Raw genomic sequence first — 22,066 nt, 5'->3', positions numbered from 1 at the left:
CGATGGGCTGCCGCTATCCGGGCGGCGTCGACTCGCCCGAGGCGCTGTGGCGGCTGGTCGCCGAAGGACGCGACGCCATCGCGGAGTTCCCCACCGACCGGGGCTGGGACCTGGACGCGCTCTTCGACCCCGACCCGGACCGTGCCGGCACCTCGCACGCCAGAAACGGCGGATTCCTGCACCAAGCCGCCGAGTTCGACCCGACGCTCTTCGGGATCTCGCCGCGCGAGGCCCTGGCGATGGATCCCCAGCAGCGGTTGCTGTTGGAAACGTCCTGGGAGACGTTCGAGCGGGCCGGCATCGATCCGCTGTCGCTGCGCGGCCGGGACATCGGGGTCTTTGTCGGCGCCTCCCCGCAGGGCTATGGCGTCGGCCTCACCCCCGAGAACACCCCGCCCGAGGTCACCGGCTACCGACTGACCGGCGGCGCCACCAGCGTCTTCTCCGGCCGGATCGCCTACAGCCTCGGCCTTGAGGGCCCGGCCATCACCGTCGACACCGCCTGCTCGTCATCGCTGGTGGCCATGCACCTCGCGGCGGAGTCCCTTCGCAGGGGCGAATGCGGACTGGCGCTTGCGGGTGGGGTGACCGTCATGGCGACGCCCGAGGTCTTCACCGAGTTCAGCCGGCAGCGTGGCCTCGCCGCCGACGGGCGTTGCAAGGCGTTCGCCGAGGCGGCGGACGGCACCGGCTGGGCGGAGGGCGTCGGCCTGGTCCTCCTGGAACGGCTCTCGGACGCGCGCCGTAACGGGCACCGGGTGTTGGCGGTGGTCCGTGGCTCGGCGGTGAATCAGGATGGGGCGAGTAATGGGTTGACGGCGCCGAGTGGCTTGGCTCAACAGCGGGTAATTCGGGCAACGTTGGCGGGTGCGGGGCTCGGTGCCGGGGATGTGGATGCGGTGGAGGCGCATGGGACGGGCACGACGCTGGGTGATCCGATCGAGGCGCAGGCGCTGCTGGCCACCTATGGGCAGGAGCGTGAACGGCCTCTGTGGTTGGGGTCGTTGAAGTCGAATATCGGTCATGCGCAGGCGGCCGCCGGTGTGGGTGGCGTGATCAAGATGGTGGAGGCCATGCGGCATGGGGTGTTGCCGCGCACGTTGCATGTGGATGAGCCGTCCTCCCATGTGGACTGGGAATCGGGCGCGGTACGGCTGCTGACCGATGAGGTCCCCTGGCCGGAGGTGGAGCGTCCCCGCCGGGCCGCCGTTTCCGCGTTCGGGATGAGCGGGACCAACGCGCATGTGGTCCTCGAACAGGGCCCGCAGGAGGAGGCGCGGCCGGCATCGGGGGTTGAACTTCCGGTGGTGCCGTTGGTGGTGTCGGGTGCGGACGAGGGCGCGCTGGATGCTCAGTTGGCGCGGGTGGGGTCGTTGGTGGGGTCGGTGGATGTGGGGTGGTCTTTGGCGTGTGGTCGGGCGGCGTTGGGTGAGCGGGCGGTGGTGTTGGGTTCGGAGGTGGTGCGTGGGGGTGTGGTGCCGGGTGCGGGTCGGGTGGTGTTTGTGTTCCCGGGTCAGGGTTCGCAGTGGTTGGGCATGGCGGAGGAACTGCTGGACGCTTCGCCGGTGTTTGAGCGGCGGTTGGTGGAGTGTGAGGAGGCGTTGTCGGGGTTTGTGGAGTGGTCGTTGGTGGGGGTGTTGCGGTCTGGGGATGAGGGTTGGTTGGGGCGGGTGGATGTGGTGCAGCCGGTGTTGTGGGCGGTGATGGTGTCGTTGGCGGAGGTGTGGCGGGGGTATGGGGTTGAGCCGGCTGCGGTGATCGGTCATTCGCAGGGTGAGATTGCGGCGGCGGTGGTGGCGGGTGGGTTGTCGTTGGTGGATGGGGCGCGGGTGGTGGCGTTGCGGTCGCGGGCTATTGGTGAGGTGTTGTCGGGTCGGGGTGGGATGGTGTCCGTCGCCGAGCCGGTGGGTGTTGTGGAGGCGCGGATTGCGGCCTGGGGCGATCGGCTGTCGGTGGCGGTGGTGAACGGTCCTTCGGCCACGGTGGTGGCGGGTGAACCAGCAGCGCTGGACGAGCTGTTGGCGGTCTGCGAGGCGGACGAGGTCCGGGCCCGCCGGGTTCCCGTGGACTATGCCTCGCACTCCGCCCAGGTCGACGAACTGCGCGAGCGTCTGCTGGCCGATCTTGCGGAGGTGACGCCCCACTCCGCGCCCATACCGTTCTATTCGACGGTGACCGGACAGCTCGTTGATACGGCTGAGTTGACGGCCGAGTACTGGTTCACCAATCTCCGTAGCCGCGTCCGGTTCGACGAGGCGGTCGTCGCCGCAGGGCAGGGGACGTTTGTTGAGGTCAGTGCGCATCCGGTGTTGACGATGGCGATCGAGGACGCTCCTGCCGTGGGGACGTTGCGGCGGGGCGAGGGCGGCCTGGGCCGCATGCTCACCTCCCTGGCCGAAGCCTGGGTCCAGGGTGTGCCGGTCGCCTGGGAGCGGGTGCTGGCCGGTGGCCGGCAGGTCGACGTTCCGACGTATCCGTTCCAGCGCCAGCGCTACTGGCTCGAACCGGCCCCCGCCGGGGCCGGGGATCTCTCGGCCGTTGGGCTCGACGCCGGGGAACACCCGTTGCTCGGCGTGGAGTTGCCGCTTGCCGACGGCGACGGTCTGCTGTTCACCGGGCGGCTGTCCGTCGCGGAGCACCCATGGCTGGCCGACCATATGGTTCATGGCACGGTGGTCCTGCCGGGCACCGCGATCGTGGAGCTTGCCCTGCATGCCGCCGAACGCTCCGGCTGTGGCGGGGTGGAGGAGCTGACGCTGGAAGCGCCGGTGACCGTCCCTGAGGACGGCGAGGTACGGCTGCAGCTCACCCTCGGCGGCCCGGACGGCGAGGGGCGACGTTCCCTCACCCTGTACTCCCGCCGCCGGGCCACTCCCGACGAGCCCTGGTCCCGGCACGCGACCGGAGTCCTGGCCCCAACGTCCGGCAGAACAGCGGCATTTGACCTGTCCAGCTGGCCGCCGGCCGGCGGCCAGCCCGTGGATGTGACGGACCTCAGAGCCCGGCTGGCCAAGACCGGTCTCGACTATGGACCGACCTTCCAGGGCCTGCGCGCCGCCTGGGTGTCCGGCGAGGAGGTGTTCGCCGAGGTGGTCCTGCCGGAGGCGGCGGGCACCGGCTATGGCCTGCATCCGGCGCTCTTCGACGCGGCCCTGCACGCCATGGGCGCCGGCGACCTGATCGGCGAGGCGGACGGCGCGCGGCTGCCGTTCGCCTGGCATGGCGTCACCCAACACGCCCCCGGCGGCGCTGAGTTGCGGGTACGACTTTCCAGGGCGCTGGATGCGACCGGCGCCCAGGAGGGCGTGGAGCTGCGGATCGCGGACGCCACCGGCGCCCCCGTGGCCACCGTCGCCTCGCTGGCGCTGCGCCCGCTCGCCGCCGACCAACTGCCCGGAGCGCTCGGCCGGGACGGTCTCTACCGCGTGTCCTGGGTGCCGCTGACCACGCCGGCCACCGTCGCGGCGGTCGGGGAGCTGGTCCAGGAGGAGTTCGGCGCCGGTCGGGGGCGGCCGACCGGCGCCGTCCAAGCTGTTCACCGGCTGACGGTCGACGCCCTGACCCGGGTGCGGGACTGGCTGGCGGACGAGCGTGCGGAGACGGCCCGACTGGTGCTGGTGACCAGCGGCGCCGTGGCGACCGCTCCCGGCGAGGACATCCACGATCTGGCCGCGGCGGCGGCCTGGGGGCTGATCCGCTCGGCGCAGGCCGAACACCTGGACAGTTTTCTGTTGGTGGACATCGACGAGCATCCGGCCTCCCGGGCTGCCCTGCCGGCCGCCATCGCCGGAGCCGTCGCGGCCGGCGAACCCCAACTGGCCATACGGAACGGGGCCGTTACGGTGCCGAGGCTGGCCCGCGTCCCGGCGCCGGAAGGCCCACCCACCCGGCCGCGCCCCGACGGCACCGTGCTGGTCGTCGGCGGCACCGGCACCCTGGGCGGGCTGCTCGCCCACCATCTGGTGGCCGAACACGGGGCACAGAGGCTGCTGTTGCTCAGCCGACGCGGGCCCGAGGCGCCCGGCGTCGGAGAACTCGTCGCGCGGATTGGGAAGTTGGGTGCCACGGCCGAGGTGGTGGCCTGCGATGCGGGCGACCGGGCGGCCCTGGCCGCCGTGCTCGACACCATCCCGGCCGAGCATCCGCTGACCGCCGTCGTCCATGCGGGCGGCGTGCTGGACGACGGGGTGGTGCAGCGGCTCACCTCGGAGCAGCTGGCGCGGGTGCTGCGCGCCAAGGCCGATGTCGCCATCCACCTGCATGAGTTGACCGAACATCAGGAACTGGATGCCTTTGTGCTGTTCTCGGCGGCGGCCGGCACCTTCGGCCGTCAGGGGCAGGCCAACTACGCGGCGGCCAACGCCTTTCTGGACGCCCTCGCCACCCACCGGCGCGCCCGGGGCCTGCCCGCGACCTCCCTCGCCTGGGGCCTTTGGGAGCAGAGCAGCGAGATGACGGGCCATCTGGACGGTGACGCGCTCTCCCGGATCGCCTCGGCCGGGATGCTGCCGCTGGACGCGGCCGAGGGCTTGGCGCTCTATGACGCCGCGCTGCGCGGCGCCGACCCGGTCGTCACCCCGGCCCTGCTGGACCCCGGCGCGCTGCTCGGCGACGAGGTGGCGCCCCTGCTGCGGGACCTCGCCGCCCGGGCCAGGCCGCGCCGGAACGCCACCGGGCCCGGCATGTCTGCGACATCCGACGCCGGCGGCGAGGCCGAACTGCACCGACGGCTGGACCCGTTGAACGAGGAGGACCGCGAACGGGCCCTCGTCGAGCTGGTGCGCGGCCAGGCCGCCGAGGTCCTTGGCCATGCGACGCCGGGCGCGGTGCCGGCACACCGAGGGTTCCTTGAGGTCGGCTTCGACTCGCTGACGGCGGTCGACCTCCGCAACCGGCTCGGCCGCGCGGTGGGCCGCCGACTGCCCGCGGTGCTGGTCTTCGACCATCCGACGCCGGTCCGGCTGGCCCGGCATCTGGCGGCGCTGCTGTGGCCACCGGCCACCACCGCAGAACCCGCAGAACCCGCCGAGGAGCCCCAGACGGAACCCCAGTCGGGACCCCAGTCGCAACCGCGGCCGGAACCGGGGGCGGCCGACGCCGCGTCGCCCCCGACAGGGGAGGGCACGGACGTCGACGCCGTGCTCAAGGACGCGACGGCCGACGAGGTCTTCGCCTTCATCGAAGCGCAGTTCATCGACCGCGAGAAGGGCGGGCCACGGGGTGACCACTGAGGAGAAGCTGCTCGACTACCTCAAGTTGGTGACGGCTGATCTCCACAGGACACGCCAACGCCTCAAGGAACTTGAGGAGAGCACCCCCGAGCCCGAGACCGAGCCCGGCGCCGACACCCCCAGGACCCAGGAGCCCATCGCGATCGTCTCGATGAGCTGCCGCTACCCGGGCGATGTGCGGTCGCCCGAGGACCTGTGGCGGCTGGTCGCCGAAGAGGGCGACGCCATCTCGGAGTTCCCCGCCGACCGGGGCTGGGACCTGGACGCCCTCTATGACGAGGACCCGGACCGCCCCGGCACCTCCTATGTGCGGCACGGCGGATTCCTGCACGACGCCCCGGACTTCGACGCCGCGTTCTTCGGCATCAGCCCGCGCGAGGCGCTGGCCATGGACCCGCAGCAGCGGCTGCTTCTGGAGACCTCCTGGGAGGTGATTGAACGCGCCGGGATCGACCCGCTGTCGCTGCGCGCCAGCGCCACCGGCGTCTTCGCCGGCGTGATGTACCACGACTACGCAGGCAGGATGCCCACCGCGCCCGATGGCCTGGAGGGGTACTTCTACAACGGCAGCGCCGGCAGCGTCGCCTCCGGGCGGATCGCCTACACCCTCGGCCTCGAAGGCCCCGCCGTCACCGTCGACACCGCCTGTTCGTCGTCGCTGGTCGCGCTGCACCTGGCCTGCCACGCGCTGCGCGAGGGCGACTGCACCCTCGCCCTCGCGGCCGGGGCCACCGTGCTGGCCAGCCCGAACCTCTTTGTCGAGTCCAGCCGCCAGCATGCCCTCGCGGCGGACGGCCGCTGCAAGGCGTTCGCCGACGCGGCCGACGGCGCCGGCTTCGCCGAGGGCGTCGGCGTGCTGCTGCTGGAGCGCCTCTCCGACGCGCGCCGCAACGGGCACGAGGTGCTGGCCGTGGTGCGCGGCTCGGCCGTCAACCAGGACGGCGCCAGCAGCGGACTGACCGCCCCCAACGGGCCCGCGCAGGAACGCGTCATCCGGCAGGCCCTCGCCAACGCCGGCCTGACGACCGCCGATGTGGACACCGTCGAGGCCCATGGCACCGGCACCACCCTCGGCGACCCGATCGAGGCCCAGGCGCTGCTCGCCACCTACGGGCAGCAGCGGCCGGCCGAACAGCCGCTGTGGCTGGGCTCGTTGAAGTCCAACATCGGCCACACCCAGGCGGCGGCCGGCGTCGGCGGCGTCATCAAGTCGGTGCTGGCCATGCGGCACGGCACGCTGCCCAGGACGCTCCATGTCGACGCGCCGTCGCGGCATGTCGAATGGGACACGGGCGCGGTGCGGCTGCTCACCGAGGCCAGGCCCTGGCCGGAGACCGGGCGCCCCCGCCGGGTCGGCGTGTCCTCCTTCGGCGCCAGCGGCACCAACGCGCACGCCATCATCGAACTGCCCGCCGACGTACCGGAGTCGGCCCCCGTCGACGAGCCGCCCGGGACCGTGCCGCTCGTGCCGCTGGTCCTGCACGGGCACGACGCCGCCGCCGTCCGGGCGCAGGCCGGTGCGCTCCGCGACCATCTGCACGCGCGCCCCGAGCAGTCGCTGGGCGCCACCGCGCGTGCCCTGGTCAGCAGCCGCGCCGCGCTCGACCACCGCGCCGTCCTGGTCGCCGACGACCGGGTGGGCGCCCTGGACGCCCTCGCCGCGCTGGCCGACGGACGGCCCGCCGCCGCCACCTTCACCGGACAGGCGGCGCCGGGCGCCGACCGGCCGGTTCTGGTCTTCCCCGGCCAGGGCTCCCAGTGGGCCGGCATGGCCGTCGACCTGCTGGCCGCCGCGACCGCCCAACCGGCAGGCCCCGCAGGCGCGTTCGCCACCCGCATCGCGGAGTGCGAACGGGCGCTCGCCGCCCATGTCGACTGGTCCCTCACCGATGTGCTGCGCGGCGCGCCCGAGGCGCCGGGCCTGGGCCGGGTGGACGTCGTCCAGCCCGTGCTGTGGGCGGTCATGGTGTCGCTGGCCGAGCTGTGGCGCGCGCACGGCGTCCGGCCGGCCGCCGTCGTCGGCCACTCCCAGGGCGAGATCGCCGCCGCCTGCGTCGCCGGCGCGCTCACCGTCGAGGACGCCGCCCGGGTCGTCGCCCTCCGCAGCCGGGCCCTCCTCGGCCTCGCCGGCGACGGCGGCATGGTCTCGCTGGCCCTGTCCGCCCAGGCGACGGAGACGCTGATCGCCGGCTGGCCCGACCAGATCACCATCGCCGCCGTCAACGGCCCGCACGCCACCGTCGTCACCGGCGAACCCGACGCCCTGGACGAGCTGTTGGACGACTGCCGAAGCGTCGGCGTCCGCGCCCGACGGGTGCCCGTCGACTATGCCTCGCACGGACCCCAGGTCGAGCGGGTCCGCGACGAACTCCGCACCGCCCTCGGCCCGTTGCACCCCACGGCGGCCAGCGTGCCGTTCTACTCGACCGTTACCGCCGAACCCGTCGACACCACCGGGCTCGACGCCGACTACTGGTACACCAACCTGCGGCACGCCGTCCGCTTCGAGGACACCACACGGGCCCTGCTCGCGGCGGGTCACACCCTGTTTGTCGAGGTCAGCGCCCATCCTGTGCTGACCGCCGCGATCGAGGACACCGCCGCCGACGCCGAGGCGGCGGCCGTCGCCGTGGGCACGCTGCGCCGTGACGAGGACGGGCCGCGCCGCTTCCTGCTCTCGCTCGCCGACGCCTACGCCCATGGCGCCGACGTCGACTGGCCCGGCCGGGCCACCGGCGGGACCCCGGCGCCGCTGCCCACCTATGCCTTCCAGCGCGAGCGCTACTGGCTCGACGCGCCGGCCGGCGCAGCGAGCGCCACCGGGCTCGGCCTCGGCTCGGCCGAACACCCCCTGCTCGGCGCCCGGGTGGCGCTCGCCGACGGCGAAGGGCTGCTCTTCACCGGCCGGCTCACCCCCCGCACCCAGCCGTGGCTCGCCCAACACGCCGTGGATGGCACCGTGTTGCTGCCCGGGACCGCGCTGCTCGAACTCGCGGTGCACGCCGGCGACCAGGTCGGCTGCGGCCACGTCGAGGAACTGACGCTGCACGCGCCGCTGTTGCTCCCGGAGCACGGCGGCGTCACGCTCCAGCTCGGCATCGACGCACCCGATCCGACGGGCCGCCGCGCGCTGCGCGTCCACGCCCGGCGCGACGAGGAGGCGCCCTGGACGCGGCACGCCGAGGGCTTCCTCGCCCCCGAGCCCCCCGAGCCCACCGAGCCGGCCGGGACCGACGAGCGGCTTGTCGTCTGGCCGCCGCCGGACGCCGAACTCCTGCCGCTGGACGGCCTCTACGAGCGGCTGGACGCGATCGGCTTCGGCTATGGCCCGGCCTTCCGTGGCCTGAGGTCCGTATGGCGGCGCGGCGAAGAGCTGTATGCCGAGGTCGCGCTGCCCGAGGCGGCCGGCGACGGCGCCGCGCACTACGGACTGCACCCGGCGCTGCTTGACGCGGCCCTGCACCCGCTGGCGCTGGCCGCCCTCGACACGGATGCCGGCGCCGGCGGGGGCGAGCGCGGCCGGCTTCCGTTCTCCTGGAGCGAGGTCACCCTGCACGCCATCGGCGCGGCAGCGCTCCGGGTGCGCCTGCTGCCGACGGGCGTGGACCGGGTCGCGCTCACCGTCGCCGACGCCGAGGGCGAACTCGTCGCCCGGATAGGCGCGTTGGACCTGCGCCCGGTCGCCGCCACCCTGGCCGGGGGCACCGCCGAAGGCGCGGCGCTCCATGAGACGCGCTGGCGCCCATTGCCGCTGCCGCCCGCCGAGGAGCCGTCGGACGCCCCCGAACCCACCGTGCTGCGGCTGGCCTCTGACCCCTCCGCCGAGGACCCCGTCGCCGCCCTGCACGCGGTGGCGGCCCGCGCGCTGGCCGCCGTCCAGGAAGCGGTGACAGCCGACCGGCCGCTGGCCGTGGTCACCACCGGCGCGGTCAGCACCGGGCAGGACGACCCGATCACCGACCCCACGGCCGCCACGGCCTGGGGCCTGGTCCGCTCCGCGCAGGCCGAACACCCGGGACTGCTCACGCTGGCCGACACCGACGAGGACCTTGACCAGGGGACGCTGATGGCGCTGCTGCGCTCCGGCGAACCCCAGACGGCGGTCCGCGCCGGCCACGCCTACACCCCCCGCACCCAACGACTCCCCGAAGTCCCGCCGGGTACCACCGCGTTCGACCCCGAAGGCACCGTGCTGCTCACCGGCGGCACCGGCACCCTCGGAAGACTGACGGCCCGTCATCTCGTGGCCGAGCATGGCGTCCGACGCCTGCTGCTGCTCTCCCGCACTGGACAGAACGCCCCCGGCGCAGCCGAGTTGGTCACCGAATTGACGGCGGCCGGCGCGATCGTCACGGTGACCGCCTGCGATGCCGCCGACCGGGACGCGCTGGCCGCCGTCCTCGACACCATCCCGGACGAGCACCCGTTGACCGCGGTGGTGCACGCCACCGGGGCCCTCGCCGACGGTCTGGTCGCCTCGCTGACAGCGGACGGCCTGGCCGAGGTCCTGCGCTCCAAGGCCGACGCCGCCTGGCATCTGCACGAGCTGACCCGTGACCTCGATCTCGCCGCCTTTGTGCTGTACTCGTCCGCCGCCGGCCTGCTCGGCTCCGCCGGACAGGCCGCCTACGCCGCGGCCAACGCGGCGCTCGACGGCCTCGCCGCCCACCGGCGCGCCCTCGGCCTGCCGGCGATCTCCCTCGCCTGGGGCCTGTGGGCGGAACGCAGCGCCATGACGGGTGCCCTCGGCGACGCCGAGCTGGCCCGCATGAACCGCGACGGCTTCCAACCCCTCACCACAGCCCAGGGGTTGAGCCTTCTCGACCAGGCGCTCACCACTCCCCGCCCGGGCCCGGCCGACGCCACCCTGCTCGCCGTGCACCGCGCCGCGACAGCCACCGCTCCAACCAGCCCGAGGCGTGTCCGCCGGCGCGCGGCCGGCGCCGCCGGCACCCCCGAACTGCGACGGCGCCTCGCCGCGCTCCCCGCACAGGACCGGCGCGCCAAGGTCCTCGGCCTGGTCCGGGAGAACGCCGCCCTGGTCCTGGGGCACTCCTCGCCCGACACCGTCGCGCCGGGCCGCGCCTTCAAGGACCTCGGCTTCGACTCGCTGACCGCCGTGGAACTGCGCAACCGCCTCAACGCCGAGACCGGACTGCGGCTGCCCGCCACCCTGGTCTTCGACCACCCCACCCCCGAGGCGCTGGCGGAACTGATGGAGCGTCAGCTGCTCGATCAGGCGCCGGAACGTCGCCCCGCCGCCGTCGCGACCGCCGTGGCCGAGCCGATCGCGATCGTGGCGATGGGCTGCCGCTATCCGGGCGGCGTCGACTCGCCCGAGGCGCTGTGGCGGCTGGTCGCCGAGGGCGGCGACGCCATCGCGGAGTTCCCCACCGACCGGGGCTGGGACCTGGAGTCCCTTTACGACCCGGACCCCGAGCGCTCCGGCACCTCCTACACCCGGCACGGCGGATTCCTGCGCGACGCCGCCGAGTTCGACGCCGAACTGTTCGGGATCTCGCCGCGTGAGGCCCTGGCGATGGACCCCCAGCAGCGGTTGCTGTTGGAAACGTCCTGGGAGACGTTCGAGCGGGCCGGCATCGATCCGCTGTCGCTGCGCGGCCGGGACGTCGGCGTCTTCGCCGGCGTGATGTACCACGACTACGGCAGCCGACTGCGGGAGATCCCCGAGGACGTCGAGGGATATCTCGCCACCGGCGCCTCCAGCAGCGTCATCTCCGGCCGCGTCGCCTATACCTTCGGCCTTGAGGGCCCGGCGGTGACGGTGGACACGGCGTGCTCATCGTCGCTGGTGGCACTGCACCTGGCGGCCCAGTCACTGCGCAACGGCGAATGCGGCCTGGCGCTCGCCGGCGGCGTCACCGTCCTGTCGTCCCCCGGACTCTTCACCGAGTTCAGCCGCCAGCGCGGCCTCTCGCCCGACGGCCGCTGCAAGGCCTTCGGTGCCGACGCCGACGGGGCGGGCTTCGCCGAGGGTGTGGGGATGCTGCTGCTGGAACGGCTCTCGGACGCGCGTCGTAACGGGCACCGGGTGTTGGCGGTGGTTCGTGGCTCGGCGGTGAACCAGGACGGGGCGAGCAACGGTCTGACGGCGCCCAACGGTCCTTCCCAACAGCGGGTGATCCGGGCGGCGTTGGCGGGTGCGGGGCTTGGCGTGGCGGATGTGGATGCGGTGGAGGCGCATGGGACGGGCACGACCCTTGGTGATCCGATCGAGGCGCAGGCGCTGCTCGCCACCTATGGGCAGGAGCGGGACGTTGAGCGGCCGTTGTGGTTGGGGTCGTTGAAGTCGAATATCGGGCATGCGCAGGCGGCCGCCGGTGTGGGTGGCGTCATCAAGATGGTGCAGGCCATGCGCCATGGGGTGCTGCCGCGCACCCTCCACGTTGAGGAACCGTCCCCGCATGTCGACTGGGAGTCGGGCGCGGTGCGGCTGCTGACGGATGAGGTCCCCTGGCCGGAGACGGGGCGCCCGCGTCGGGCCGGGGTCTCCTCCTTCGGGGCGAGCGGGACCAATGCGCATGTGATCATCGAGCAGCCGGCGCCTCAGCACGAGCCGGAGCCGGAGCCCGGGGTGCGGCCGGTGGTGGATACTCCGATTCCGTTGGTCGTCTCGGCCGCGACTCCGTTGGCGGTGGATGCGCAGCTTCAGCGGGTGGGGTCGTTGGTGGGGTCGGTGGATGTGGGGTGGTCTTTGGCGTGTGGTCGGGCGGCGTTGGGTGAGCGGGCGGTGGTGTTGGGTTCGGAGGTGGTGCGTGGGGGTGTGGTGCCGGGTGCGGGTCGGGTGGTGTTTGTGTTCCCGGGGCAGGGTTCGCAGTGGTTGGGCATGGCGGAGGAACTGCTGGACGCTTCGCCGGTGTTTGAGCGGCGGTTGGTGGAGTGTGAGGAGGCGTTGTCGGGGTTTGTGGAGTGGTCGTTGGTGGGGGTGTTGCGGTCTGGGGATGAGGGTTGGTTGGGGCGGGTGGATGTGGTGCAGCCGGTGTTGTGGGCGGTGATGGTGTCGTTGGCGGAGGTGTGGCGGGGGTATGGGGTTGAGCCGGCTGCGGTGATCGGTCATTCGCAGGGTGAGATCGCGGCGGCGGTGGTGGCGGGTGGGTTGTCGTTGGTGGATGGGGCGCGGGTGGTGGCGTTGCGGTCGCGGGCTATTGGTGAGGTGTTGTCGGGTCGGGGTGGGATGGTGTCCGTCGCGGAGTCGGTGGGTGTTGTGGAGGGGCTGATTGCGGCCTGGGGCGATCGGCTGTCGATCGCGGTGGTGAACGGTCCCTCGGCCACGGTGGTCGCGGGCGAACCGGCGGCGTTGGACGAGCTGTTGGCGGCCTGCGAGGCGGATGAGGTCCGGGCCCGCCGAGTCCCCGTCGACTATGCCTCGCACTCCGCCCAGGTCGACGAACTGCGCGAGCGTCTGCTGGCCGATCTTGCGGAGGTGACACCCCACTCCGCGCCCATACCGTTCTATTCGACGGTGACCGGACAGCCCGTTGATACGGCTGAGTTGACGGCCGAGTACTGGTTCACCAATCTCCGTAGTCGCGTGCGGTTCGATGAGGCGGTCGTCGCCGCAGGCCAGGGGACGTTTGTTGAGGTCAGTGCGCATCCGGTGTTGACGATGGCGATCGAGGACGCCCCTGCCGTGGGGACGTTGCGGCGGGGCGAGGGCGGTCTGGACAGGTTCCTTACCTCCCTGGCCGAGGCCTGGGTCCAGGGTGTGCCGGTCGCCTGGGAGCGGGTGCTGGCCGGTGGCCGGCAGGTCGACGTTCCGACGTATCCGTTCCAGCGGAAGCGCTACTGGCTGGATGGCGGTCAAGAGGCGGTCAATGCGGCCAGGTTGGGCCTTGGCGAGACGCGGCATCCGCTGTTGGGTGCCGGTGTGGAGCTGGTGGACACCGATGGGTTTCTGCTGACCGGCAGCCTGTCGCCGGCCACCCACCCTTGGCTGGTCGACCATGCGGTCAACGGGACGCTGCTGCTCCCCGGCACGGCGATGTTGGAGCTTGCCGTGCATGCCGGGGATCAGGTCGGCTGTGGCTGGGTTGAGGAACTGACCCTTGAGGCGCCGTTGGTGATCGCGGAGAGCGGGGAGACCCAGCTGCAACTCGTCGTCTCCGCCCCGGAGGACGCCGCCGCCGCGGAGGACGCCGGGCGGCGCACGCTCAGTCTGCATGCCCGCCATGGCGTCTCGGGCGGGTGGACGCGGCACGCCACCGGGCTGCTCGCCGAGCGGCCGGTGCCGCCGGGCGGCGAGCCGGCGGCGGTCTGGCCGCCGGATGGCGCGGCCGCCGTGGACCTCTCCGACTTCTATGCGCGGGCAAACGACGCCGGCTTCCAGTACGGCCCGGCGTTCCGTGGACTGCGCGCTGCCTGGCGGCGCGGCGACGAGGTGTATGCCGAGATCGAGCTGCCGGAGGCGGCGGGCGACGGCGCGGAGTTCGCGTTGCATCCGGCGTTGCTGGACGCCGGATTGCAGGCGTTGCGGGTGGGCGGCGTCCTCGAAGGGGAGGGGCGGCTGCCGTTCTCCTGGCGCGATGTCACCCTGCACGCCGCCGGCGCCGCCGATCTGCTGCGGGTGCGGCTTTCGGCGCTCGGCCCGGACGAGGTGGCGATCGACGTTCGGGACCGGCAGGGGCTGCCGGTGCTGACGGTCGGCTCCCTGGTCGCCCGACCGCTGGCCGCCGGTCAACAACAGCCCAAGGCCGCCCAGGACTTCCTCTTCCGGGTCGTCTGGTCCCCGGTACCGGGCGGCGGCGAGGCCGCCGCGTCGGATCAGCCGGTCGAGCTGCTGCGCCTCGGCGCGGCCGACCCGGCACGCGGCGAGCTGCCGGACGCCGTGCACGCGGCCGTCGCCGACGCCCTGGACCGGGTGCGCGGCTGGCTGGCCGACGAGGCGAACGAGGGCACGCGGCTGGTGGTGGTCACCCGGGGCGCCGTCGCCGTCCAGGCGGGCGAGCCGATCGTCGATCTGGCGGGCGCTGCGGCCTGGGGTCTGCTGCGCTCGGCGCAGGCCGAACACCCGGGCCGAATAACCCTGTTGGACAGTGACAGTGACAGTGACAGTGACAGTGACGGCGACACCGCCACCGTTGCCCAGCTGACCCAACTAAGCCTCGGGGAACCGCAGTTGGCCGTGCGCGCCGGCACCGCATATGTGCCGCGTCTCGACCGGGGGACGCCGCCGCTCGCCCCGCCGGCCGAGGCGCCGGACGGCGCGTGGCGGCTGCGGCTCGGCGATGGCGCCGTGGGCGCCGGCACGGTCGGCGATGTGCGGCTGGGCGCCGCGCCGGAGGTTGGCGCGCCGCTGGCCGCCGGCCAGGTACGGGTCGCCGTGCGGGCGGCCGGGGTGAACTTCCGCGATGTGGTGCTGGCCCTCGGCATGGTGGCCGGCCGGGACGGCGGCGCGGGGCGGGACGAGTTGGGCGGCGAGGGCGCCGGAGTGGTGCTGGCCGTCGCCGACGATGTGCCCGATCTGCGGCCGGGGGACCGGGTGATGGGCCTGCTGCCAGGATCGTTCGGCCCGGTCGCGGTCGCCGACCACCGGATGCTGGCGTTGATCCCCGACGGCTGGTCGTTTGTCGACGCCGCCACGTTGCCGATCGCCTACCTCACCGCCGCCTATGGCCTGCGCGACCTCGGCGAACTCCGCCGGGGCGAACGGGTGTTGGTGCATGCGGCGGCCGGCGGTGTCGGCATGGCGGCGGTGCGGCTCGCTCGCCACTGGGGCGCCGAGGTGTTCGGCACCGCGAGCCCCGGGAAATGGCCGGCGTTGCAGGAACAGGGCCTGGACGCCGAGCACATCGCGTCCTCCCGGAACCTCGCATTCGAGGACGCGTTCCGGGCCGCGACCGGCGGCCGGGGCGTCGACCTGGTGCTCAACTCGCTTGCCGGCGCCCCCGTTGACGCGGGCCAACGGTTGCTGGCCGCCGGCGGTCGGTTTGTCGAGATGGGCAAGACCGACATCAGGGAAGGCGCGCTCAGGGACGATATCCGCTACCGGGCGTTCGATCTGATCGAGGCCGGGCCGGACAGGGTGCGGAGCCTGCTGGCCGAGCTGCGCGGGCTGGCCCAGGACGGCGTCATCGTGCCGCTGCCCGCCACCACCTGGGATGTGCGGCGGGCCCCCGAGGCGCTGCGTCATCTGCAGCAGGCCCGGCATATCGGCAAGGTCGTGCTGACCGTTCCGGCACCGCCGGCCGCCGACGGAACGGTGTTGATCACCGGTGGCACCGGCACGCTGGGCAGCGCGGTGGCCCGCCATCTGGTCGCCGCCCGGGGCGCGCGCCGGCTGCTGCTGCTCAGCCGCAGTGGCCCCGAGGCGCCTGGCGCCGCCGAACTCGTCGCCCAGCTGGCGGAGTTGGGCGCGACGGCGACCGTCGTGGGCTGCGATGCGGCGGACCGCGAGCAGTTGGCCGCTGTGCTGGCCGGGATACCGGACGAGCATCCGCTGTCCGCCGTGATCCACACGGCCGGTGTGTTGGACGACGGGGTCATCGGCTCGTTGACGCCGGAGCGGCTGGCCCGGGTGCTGCGGCCCAAGGTGGACGCGGCCTGGCATCTGCACGAGCTGACCCGGGCGCTGGATCTCGACGCGTTTGTGCTGTTCTCCTCGGCCGCGGGACTGCTCGGCGGCCCCGGCCAGGGAAACTATGCGGCGGCAAACGCCTTTCTCGACGCCCTGGCCCTGCACCGCAGGTCGCTCGGGTTGCCCGCGGTCTCGCTGGCCTGGGGTCTGTGGGCGGAACGCAGCGCCATGACCGGAGGGCTCGGCCGGGAGGACCTGGCCAGGATGGGGCAGGCCGGGATCGACGCGCTGTCCACGGAGGAAGGTCTCGCCCTCCTCGACGCCGCCCTCGCCTCGGCCGAGACGCTGCTGGCGCCGATCCGGCTGCGCACCGCCGCGTTGCGCGCCCGAGGCGCGGACGCCGCCGAAACCCCGCCGCTGCTGCGCGGACTGGCCCGCGCCGCGCGCCGCCGCCGGCTGCCCAGGAGCGGGGGCGGCGACGGCGGCGGACGCTATGCCACCGCGTCGGCCGAGGAACTGCTCGCGTTGGTCCGCACCGTGGCGGCGACCGTGCTGGGGCATGAGACGCCGGAGGCGGTCGATCCCGAACGCGCCTTCAAGGACGTGGGGTTCGACTCGCTGACCGCCGTCGAACTCCGCAACCGGCTGAACGCGGCGACCGGCCTCCGGCTGCCGTCCACCGCTGTCTTCGATCACCCCACGCCGCTTTCGCTCGCCGACCGGCTGGTGACCCTCCTCGCGCCCGAGGCGCCGGCCGCCGCGCCGACCCCCGTGCGGACAGGGGCAGTTGACGCCGATGATCCGGTGGTGATCGTCGGGATGGCGTGTCGTTTCCCGGGCGGGGTGGATTCGCCGGAGGCGCTGTGGCGGCTGGTGGCCGACGGCGTCGACGCGGTCTCGACCTTCCCCGACGACCGGGGTTGGGATGTGGCCGCGCTCTACCATCCGGACCCGGAACACCCCGGCACCTCCTATGCGCGGGAGGGCGGATTCCTTGCGGGGGCCGCCGAGTTCGACGCCGGTTTCTTTGGGATCTCGCCTCGTGAGGCGCTGGCGATGGACCCCCAGCAACGGTTGCTGTTGGAAACCTCCTGGGAGGTGTTCGAACGGGCCGGGATCGATCCCGCGTCGGTGCGCGGCAGCGCCACCGGGGTGTTCGCCGGGCTGATCCACGGCGGCTATGGCCATGGCTCGGCCGCCGCCCTTGAGCTGGAGGGCTATCTGGGCAACGGCAGCGCCGGCAGTGTCGCCTCCGGAAGGGTCGCCTACACCTTCGGGCTTGAGGGTCCGGCCGTCACGGTGGACACGGCGTGTTCGTCGTCGCTTGTGGCGTTGCATCTGGCGGCGCAGGCGTTGCGCACCGGTGAGTGCACGATGGCGCTGGCCGGCGGTGCCACGGTGATGGCCACCCCGACCGCCTTCGTGGAGTTCAGCCGGCAGCGTGGCCTCGCCCCCGATGGTCGTTGCAAACCGTTTGCCGAGGCGGCGGACGGCACGGCCTGGGCCGAGGGTGTGGGCATGCTGTTGCTGGAGCGGCTTTCGGACGCGCGCCGCAACGGGCATGAGGTACTGGCCGTGGTCCGGGGTTCGGCCGTCAACCAGGACGGTGCCAGCAACGGTCTGACCGCGCCCAACGGTCCCGCCCAACAACGGGTCATTCGGGCCGCGTTGACGGCCGCCGGGCTGACCCCGAACGATATCGACGCCGTCGAGGCCCATGGCACCGGCACCGCCCTGGGCGATCCGATCGAGGCCCAGGCGCTGCTCGCCACCTATGGCCAGGGGCGGTCGGAGGAACGGCCGTTGTGGCTGGGCTCGTTGAAGTCCAATATCGGGCATGCCCAGGCGGCGGCCGGAGTCGGCGGCGTCATCAAGATGATCGAGGCGATGCGGCATGGCACCCTGCCGCGCACCCTCCATATCGATGAGCCGTCCTCGCATGTCGACTGGGAGTCGGGCGCGGTGCGGCTGCTCACCGAGGAGACGCCGTGGCCGACGACGCCCGACGGTGAGCGTCCCCGCCGGGCCGCCGTCTCCTCGTTCGGCGTCAGCGGCACCAACGCGCATGTCATCGTCGAGCAGCCCGTCCCACCGGAGCCGCACGAGGAGCGGCCGCCGGCCGGTCCGGTGCCCGTGCTGCTCTCCGCCGAGAGCCCCGAGGCGCTTGCCGCCCAGGCCGGCCGGCTGCGGGCCCATCTCACCGCCCACCCCGAGCTGCGACCCGCCGATGTGGCCCGCTCCCTCGCCGACGGCCGCGCTGCCCTCACCCACCGGGCCGCGCTGACCATCGCCGACGGGACCGAACAGGCGCCGCTGCTCGCCGCGTTGGACGCTCTCGCGGAGGGCGCCGAATTGCCCCGCGTGATCAGCGGCACCCCCGCCGAGGGCGGCACCGCGTTCCTGTTCACCGGGCAGGGGAGTCAACGGGTGCGGATGGGGGTGGAGTTGGCGGAGGTGTTTCCGGTGTTCGCCGATGCGTTGTATGGGGTGTGGGGGGAGTTGGATCGGCATCTGCCGCGGCCGTTGGGTGAAGTTGTGGCCGATGAGGGGGTGTTGGGGCGGACGGAGTTTGCGCAGCCGGCGTTGTTCGGGGTGGAGGTGGCGTTGTTTCGGTTGGTGGAGTCGTGGGGTGTGGTGCCGGCTTTTGTGGTTGGTCATTCGGTGGGGGAGTTGGCGGCGGCTCATGTGGCGGGGGTGTGGTCGTTGGCGGATGCGTGTGCGTTGGTGGTGGCGCGGGGTCGGTTGATGCAGGAGCAGCGGTCGGATGGGGCGATGCTTGCGGTTCAGGCTGCCGAGGACGAGGTGGCGCCGTTCCTGGTCGAGCGTTCGACGCGTCTGGCTCTGGCGGCTGTCAACGGTCCGTTGTCCGTGGTGGTGGCGGGGGACGTGGACGCGGTGGAGGAGGCGGCGGCGCATTTCACGGGTCTGGGGCGGAAGACCAAGCGGTTGCGGACCTCGCATGCCTTCCACTCCCCGCATATGGACGGCATGCTCGACGCGTTCGCCGAGGTCGCCGAGCGGGTCACCTACCATCCGGCGCGCATCCCGATCGTCTCCGATATGACCGGAACCGTCATCGATGACGAGGAACTGAGCGATCCGGCCTACTGGGTGCGGCATGCCAGGCAACCCGTGCGGTTCGCCGACGCCATCGCCACCCTGCACCGGCGGGGCGTGCGGACCTTCCTCGAACTCGGCCCCGACGCGGTGCTCAGCGCGATGGCCGAGGACTGCCTCCCCGACGCGCGGGACGCCGCGTTTCTGCCCACCCTGCGCGGCGGGCAGGACGAGGCGCTGGCGCTCACCACCGCGTTCGGCCGGCTCCAGGTGCGCGGACTGGTGAGGAACCGCGCCGCCCACCCCACCGGCGGCCGGCGCGTCCCGCTCCCCACCTATGCCTTCCAACGCCGCCGCTACTGGCTCAACCCCGGTGCGCCCGGCGCCCATCGGGCCGCGCCCGACGCCCATCCGCTGCTGCCCGAGGTCGTCACCCTCGCCGACGGCGAGGGAACGCTGCTCAGCGGGCGGCTCTCCACCGCCGACCAGCCCTGGCTCGGCGACCACACCATCCATGGCACCGTGCTGGTGCCCGGCACCGCGCTGGTGGAGATGGCCTGGCAGGCCGGTCAGCACAGCGGCTGTGCGCTTGTTGAGGAACTGACCCTGGAGGCACCGCTGGTGCTGCCCCCGGGCGGTGCCCAGGCGCTGGTGCAGCTACGGGTGGGTGCCGCCGACGCGGCCGGCCGCCGGCCGCTCACCCTGCACTCCCGCCCGGCGGCCGACCCCGAGGCGCCCTGGACCCGGCATGCCGAAGGCGTGCTCGCCGACGCCCCCGACGCCAAGGCGCCGCCGGCCCCTGACGGTGCGGACTGGCCACCACCGGGCGCCGTCCCCTTGGAGACGGCCGACTTCTATCGGTGGTTCGCCGCCGGCGGCTTCGACCTCGGCCCCGCGTTCCAGGGCCTGGGCGCCGCCTGGCGGGACGGCGACGACACCCTCGCCGAGGTGGCCCTGCCGGCGGAACAGCACCGGGACGCGCCCCGCTACGGCATCCACCCGGCGCTGCTCGACGCAGCCCTGCACGCCGGCGGCCTCAGCGTCCCCGATGCCGGCGACACCGCCGAGGGGTCGGGCGGCGCCGGCCGGCTGCCGTTCGCCTGGCATGACGTCGTCCGGTACGCCCCCGCGCCCACCGCGCTGCGGGTGCGGCTGAGCCCCACCGGCACCGACGGTGCCCGGGTCACCCTCACCGACCACCGGGGGCGGCCCGTCGCCCGGATCGGCCGGCTGGTCACCCGACCCGTCAGCGAGGAACAACTGGCCCCGCGCCAGCACGCGTTGCACACCGTCGCCTGGCGCGAACTGCCGCCGGCACCGCAGCAGCCGACCGGCCGGTGGGCGGCCCTGGCCCCCGCCCAAGGACCGGACGGGCTACCGGAGTTGACGGGCCTGACCCGGCATGCCGAGCTGACCGCGCTGGCCAAGAGCCTCACCGACGGCGGGCCGCGCCCGGAGCTTGTGCTCGCGCCGCTGCCGCCCGATTCGGCGCTGCCCGTGCACGAGGCCGCGCACGCGCTGGTCCACCGCACCCGCGATCTCGTGCAGACCTGGCTCGACGGCGAGTTCGCGCCCGCCCGGCTGGTGCTGGTCACCCGGGGCGCCGTCGCCCAGCACGACGGCGAGGCGCCGCATCCGGCGTCGGCCGCCGTCTGGGGCCTGATCGCCGCCGTCCAGGCCGAGCACCCGGGCCGCTTTGTGCTGCTCGACGCCGCGCCGGACGCCCCCCTCGACGCCGGGCCGCTCGCCCGCGCCCTCGCCTCGGACGAGCCCAGGCTCGCCCTGCGCGGCGAGACGGTACGCGTCCCCCGCCTGGCCCGCCGCCACGACACCCCGGACCGGGCAGCATCAGAACGGGCAGCCCCAGAGGGGGCGTTGGCGGATCGGGGCCTGACCGGTACCGTTCTGGTCACCGGGGCCACCGGCGGCCTAGGCCGAGCCCTGGTCCGGCATCTCGCCGAACGCGGCGCCCGGCAACTGCTGTTGGTCAGCCGCTCCGGCGCCGACGCTCCCGAGGCCACCCAACTCGTCGCCGAACTGGCCGCGGTGGGCGCCACCGCCGAGGTGCGGTCCTGCGATGTGGCCAACCGCACCCAGCTCGCCGCGCTCCTCGCCGAACCGCGCGAGCATCCGCTCACCGCCGTCTACCATCTCGCCGGCGTCCTCGACGACGGCATCGTGGAGTCCCTGACCCCCGCGCGGTTCGACCGGGTGCTGCGGCCCAAGGCCGACGCGGCCTGGCATCTGCACGAACTGACAAGGGAGTTGAGCCTGGGCGCGTTTGTGCTGTTCTCCTCCGCCTCCGGCGTCATCGGCGGCGCTGGCCAGGCCAACTACGCCGCCGCCAACGCGTTCCTCGACGCCCTCGCCCGGCACCGGCACGCCCAGGGGCTGCCCGCGCTGGCACTGGCCTGGGGCGCCTGGGAGGCCGGCATGGCCGGGGAGTTGGCGGACGCCGACCGGGAGCGGCTGGCCAGATCGGGCGCGGCGCCGCTCACCGAGGCCCAGGGCATCGCCCTGCTCGACGCCGCCGCCCGGACGGGCGAACCGCATCTCGTTCCGCTGCGGCTCGACCCGGCCGCGCTGCGCGCCGCGGAGGTCCTGCCGCGGCTGCTCGCCGAGCTTGTCCCGGCGCCCGTCCGACGCCCCGGAAGCGCCGAAGCGGCCGGGGAGTCCACCGCGCTGCGCGGCCGGCTCGCCGGCCGGGAGACGTCCGAACGGGCCGAGATTCTGCTGGAGTTGATCCGGACCAAGGCGGCCCTGGTCCTCGGCCATGACACGCCCGAAGGCATCGAGCCCGGGCGTGGCTTCACCCAGGCCGGCTTCGACTCGCTGGCCACCGTCGAACTGCGGAACCGGCTCAACGAGGTCACCGGGCTCCGCCTCGCCTCCACCGCCCTCTTCGACCACCCCACACCGCTGGCGCTGGCCCACCATCTCGCGGAGGAACTGCCCTCGCCCGACACCGCGACCGGCCCGGCGGCGCCCCCGCCGGACGTTGCCGCCGCCGGCACACCGGCCGCCCGGCTGGCGATGCTCGAAGCGCTCGACGATCTGTCCGTCAGCGATATCGCCAGGGCCGACCGCGAGGCCGTCGCCGACCGGCTCGAACGCCTGCTGACCAGGCTGCGGCTGCCCACCGACGCGCCGGCCGGCGCATCGACCGACGAGGACATCGCCCGGGCCACGGACGACGAGCTGTTCGACCTCATCAACGAGGACTTCGGCCTCTCCTGACCCAGGC

The 22,066-nt window shown here is 73.5% G+C and carries 2 protein-coding genes (1 of these 2 only partly in view); both read left to right on the top strand.

Annotated elements, in window-relative coordinates:
- Positions 1–5,231, top strand: the final stretch of a protein-coding gene (locus AOM46_RS16850) for a type I polyketide synthase (protein ID WP_078856894.1). 16,990 nt of this gene lie to the left of the window's left edge; only the last 5,231 of its 22,221 coding nucleotides appear in the window; its start codon lies beyond the left edge, outside the window; it ends in the stop codon at positions 5,229–5,231.
- Entirely contained in the window at positions 5,221–22,059 is a 16,839-nt protein-coding gene (locus AOM46_RS35930) for a type I polyketide synthase (protein ID WP_062212231.1), read from the top strand. The genes AOM46_RS16850 and AOM46_RS35930 overlap by 11 nt, the downstream gene beginning before the upstream one ends.
- Positions 22,060–22,066: the final 7 nt, after the last annotated feature.

It is taken from the genome of Streptomyces sp. NBRC 109706, assembly GCF_000974485.1.
Taxonomy (GTDB): Bacteria; Actinomycetota; Actinomycetes; order Streptomycetales; family Streptomycetaceae; genus Streptomyces.
The sequence above is the reverse complement of the archived record's forward strand: the minus strand, read 5'-3'. Positions and strand labels throughout refer to the sequence as shown.